General features: G+C 61.5%; 4 protein-coding genes. 3 read left to right on the forward strand and 1 reads right to left on the reverse strand.

Annotation, left to right across the window (positions count from 1 at the left end; translation table 11 throughout):
• On the forward strand, positions 1–192 hold a 192-nt coding region (locus SOP95_RS31335), incomplete at its 5' end, for a hypothetical protein (RefSeq protein ID WP_323609494.1).
• Between the two features lie 15 nt (positions 193–207).
• Here SOP95_RS31335 and SOP95_RS31340 read toward each other — a convergent pair.
• A complete protein-coding gene (locus tag SOP95_RS31340; RefSeq protein WP_323609495.1) occupies positions 208–1,092 on the reverse strand; it encodes a LysR substrate-binding domain-containing protein in 885 nt (294 codons plus the stop codon).
• Positions 1,093–1,247: 155 nt separating this feature from the next.
• Between SOP95_RS31340 and SOP95_RS31345 the strand changes: the two genes are divergently transcribed.
• Complete coding sequence (locus SOP95_RS31345) at positions 1,248–2,549, forward strand: NAD(P)/FAD-dependent oxidoreductase (RefSeq protein ID WP_323609496.1); 1,302 nt, start codon at positions 1,248–1,250, stop codon at positions 2,547–2,549.
• Between the two features lie 52 nt (positions 2,550–2,601).
• Positions 2,602–3,690, forward strand: a complete 1,089-nt coding sequence (locus SOP95_RS31350) for a polyamine ABC transporter substrate-binding protein (protein ID WP_323609497.1) — start codon at positions 2,602–2,604, stop codon at positions 3,688–3,690.
• Positions 3,691–3,956 lie beyond the last annotated feature (266 nt).

A 3,956-nucleotide genomic window follows, 5' to 3' on the forward strand; every position in this document is an offset into this window, starting at 1 on the left:
GGCATCCATGCCGGTTTACCCACTGCGCAGAACCTCCACTCGGCCTCTCGATGGGGCAAGAAAATCAAGATCAAGATCAAGATCAAGATCAAAAGCCAAAGCGAAAAACCAGCCGATTTTAAGGTTGCAGGGTTCCCCAACCATAGAATCTCCCACAGCGTTTTAAGCGAAGAGCAGCTGCTGAAAGCTTGACTGGCAACAGAGTTTCTACAGGTTGGAGGGTGTTCCTGCCTGCTCGGCAAACCACTGCAAGATCGCCCCGCACGCCGGATGCGCGGCCGATGACGGCTGCAGGCACAGGGCGTAAATCCCCCGGGTCTTCAACGGCTCGCCAAACGGAATGACCAGCACGCCGCGTTCGATCGACTCGCCCGCCAGGGTCATGTCGGTCATGGCCACACCCAGCCCGCGGGCGGCGGCATCCAGTGCCAGTTCGTCGAGGTTGAAGGGAAGGTGGCGAAACTCGTCCAGTGACCTGCCGCCATTGGCGGCCAGCCAATACCGCCAGTCGTTCCTGTCGCTCGAACGGTGCAGCAGCGCAAAGCCGGCGAGATCCTCCTGTGAGGCCAGCGCCAGTCCGGGCGCACACACCGGCACCAGCGCTTCCTCGAACAGGGTCAGGCAATCCGGGGCAGCGGACGGTTCGGGCAGGTAGAGGATGTAGGCGTCGCTGTCGCTGGCCGGTTCCACCACCTCGGTGGCGACGGTCTCGATCGCCAGCGATACCTGCGGATGATGGCGGTAGAAATCATTCAGCCGGGGCAACAGCCAGCGCACTGCCAGGGACACGTGCATGCGGATGCGGAACGGGCGCTTTTGCGGGGCGATCCGGTCTTCGAGGGCCTTGAGGTGTTCAAGGATGTGCCGCGCACTGGCGAGCACCTGTTCGCCTTCGGCTGTGAGCTGCAGGCTGCGGCTGGTCCTGAGGAACATCGAGGTGCCGAAGTGACTCTCCAATTGCTGGATTTTGCGGCTCACGGCGCTTTGGGTCAGGCACAGCGTTTGCGCGGCCTGGGTGAAGCTGCCCGAATCCGCGACCTCGACCAAGGCCTGCAGGCCCTGGAGCGAGGGCATGTGGCGAATGTTATCCATGCGTTTTCAGAATACCTGGATGATTTAATAACGTTGGTTGCCGATGCAATGTCCCTTTAGATTCTAGTCATAGCGGCCGTTATCTGAAACCACCCATGCAAATACCGCATGGGGTTTGCGAGAGGCCGGCACAACGACAGTCTACGAGGTGACGCATGGAAAACGTATGTGGCTGGATTGCGCAAGCCGGGGACAGCCCGTTGCGCGATCCGCTCAAGGGCACGCAGCAGGCCGATTGGCTGGTGATCGGCGCCGGCATCACCGGGCTGAGTGCCGCTCACTCGCTGGCTGAACTGCATCCCCAGGCACGCATTGTGCTGGTCGACCGCCAGCGCGCGGCGCAAGGTGCATCGGCGCGCAACTCTGGGTTCGTGGTCGCCCACGAACATCCCGGGCATGCCGAGTTGCAAGGCACCCCGGGATTCGCTGGCTACCAGGCCGATACCGCAATTGGCCGTACCGCCAGCGACGAGGTGCGCAAGCGCATTGCCCGGCACGGCATCGAATGCGATTTTCGCGAATCGGGCTATTTCTTTGCGGTCAGCGATCCGCGCAAGTTGACCCAGGTCGAGTCCAAGCTGCAGACCTTGCGCGCCGTAAGCGCCTCAGCAGAGTTTCTGCAAGGAGACCGGTTGCGCCAGAAGTTGGGAACCCGGCACTACCAAGCGGCGATCTGGTGCGGCAATGGCAATGCGCTGCTGCAACCGGCGAAATACGTCAAAGGGCTGCTCGATGCATTGCCGCCACAGGTGACCCTGTTTGAAAACACCGAGATCAGCGGCCTGCAGCGCCTGGACAATGGTCGCATCCGCGCCAGCGGCGCCCAGGGTTGCATCGAGGCGCGGCAAGTGCTGGTTTGCCTCAATGCCTTCATTCCCCGTTCAGGCATCAGTGACAGTGGCACCTTCGCGATGGAACTCAGCGCCAGCCTGACCCGGCCCCTGAGCGACGAAGAATTCCAGGCCCTTGGCGCCGTCGAGCCCTGGGGCGTGCTGTCGACCCGCCCCCTGGGGGCCACGGTGCGCCTGACCCCGGATCGCCGGGTGATGATCCGCAACACCGCCGAATACCGCGCCCACGACTTGTCGCCCGGCGAACTGGCGACCCGGCGCCAGCACCATGTCCTGGGTTTGCAGCGTCGTTTCCCGATGTTGGGCGCGCAGGACATCCAATACACCTGGACCGGCCACCTCAGCGCTTCGCGCTCCGGGCAGCCGTATTTCGCCAAGGTCGAGGAGGGCGTGTTCGCCGTGGCCGGGTGCAACGGCTCCGGCGTGGCGCGCGGCACGTTGTGGGGACGGCTGCTGGCGGAGCTGGCGTCGGGCATCGACTCGCCGCTCCTGCAATCGGTCAAAGGCCGCGCCCAGCCCGGCTGGCTGCCGCCCAAACCCTTGCTCGATATCGGTGCCATGCTGCGCATGCGCGTAGAGACGGCCCGGGCCAGAAGCGAAATCTAGAACACCGCCTTTCACATACAACAAAAGCACTTCAACACGAAGGTGATCGAACATGCGCGTCAATACTGTTTCCCTGGTGGCACTGCTCTCAACGTTGAGCGCCGCCGCCTACGCCGATGAAACCGTGAACATTTCCAACTGGAACGGCTACATCGCCGACGATACCCTGGCCACGTTCACCAAAGAAACCGGGATCAAGGCCACTTACGACATCCATGACAGCAACGAAGTGCTGGAATCGAAGCTGATGACCGGCAATACCGGGTATGACGTGGTCAGCCCGTCGAACCATTTCCTCTCGCGCCTGATCAAGGCCGGTGCCATCCAGAAGCTCGACAGGAGCCAGCTCCCGGGCTGGAGCAACCTCGACCCGGTGCTGATGAAAAAGCTCGAGGTCAACGACCCCGGCAACCAGTACGGTTATCCCTACATGTGGGGCACCGCGGGCATTGGTTATAACGTCGAGAAGATCAAGGCGATCTTCGGCAACACCGACGTGACCCGATCCTGGAGTCTGTTTTTCGATGAAGCCAATATCAGGAAGCTCAGCGAATGTGGCGTGGCGATCATCGACAACCCGACGCAAGTGCTGCCGATCACCCTCAACTACCTGGGGTTGCCGCCCCACAGCCACGAGCCGGCTGACTACAAGAAGGCCGAACAGGCGCTGCTGAAGATCCGGCCTTACGTCCAGTATTTCCACGCCTCCAAGTACATCAGCGACCTGGCCAACGGCAACGTCTGCGCGGTGATCGGCTTCAACGGCGACATCGTGCAGGCAGCCGCCAGCGCCAAGGAGGCGAAAAACGGCATCGACATTGCCTATTCGATCCCGGATGAGGGCTCGACGTTATGGTTCGACATGGTGGTCATGCCCAAGAACGCGCCGCACCAGAAGAACGGCTACTCCTACATGAACTACCTGCTGCAACCGCAGGTCATCGCCAATATCACCAACAGCATCCATTACGCCAACCCCAACAGCGCAGCGGACGTTGATGTGGTGCCGGCGGTGAAGCAGGACCTGGCGATCTACCCGCCCAAGGCAGTGATGGACAAGCTGTTCACGGTAGAAGACCTGCCAGCCTCCATCGCCCGCTTGACCACGCGGCTGTGGACCAAGTTGAAGACCAATACCTGATTGCTGGCAAGCCAGCTCCTACAGGATTTGCGGGGAGCATGTTGAATGGGGCATTACGCGCATCTGTAGGAGCCGGCTTGCTGGCGATGCGATGGTGGCCGTTACGCCGTCATCGCTGGCAAGCCAGCTTCTACAGGATTTGTGGATGCTGTTGGATCTGGGGCATTACGCGCATCTGTAGGAGCCGGCTTGCTGGCGATGCGATGGTGGCCGTGATGCCGCCATCGCTGGCAAGCCAGCTCCTACAGGATTTGTGAATGCTGTTG

The organism is Pseudomonas sp. YuFO8, assembly GCF_035065025.1.
In the GTDB taxonomy this organism is placed as follows: Bacteria; Pseudomonadota; Gammaproteobacteria; order Pseudomonadales; family Pseudomonadaceae; genus Aquipseudomonas; species Aquipseudomonas putida_AE.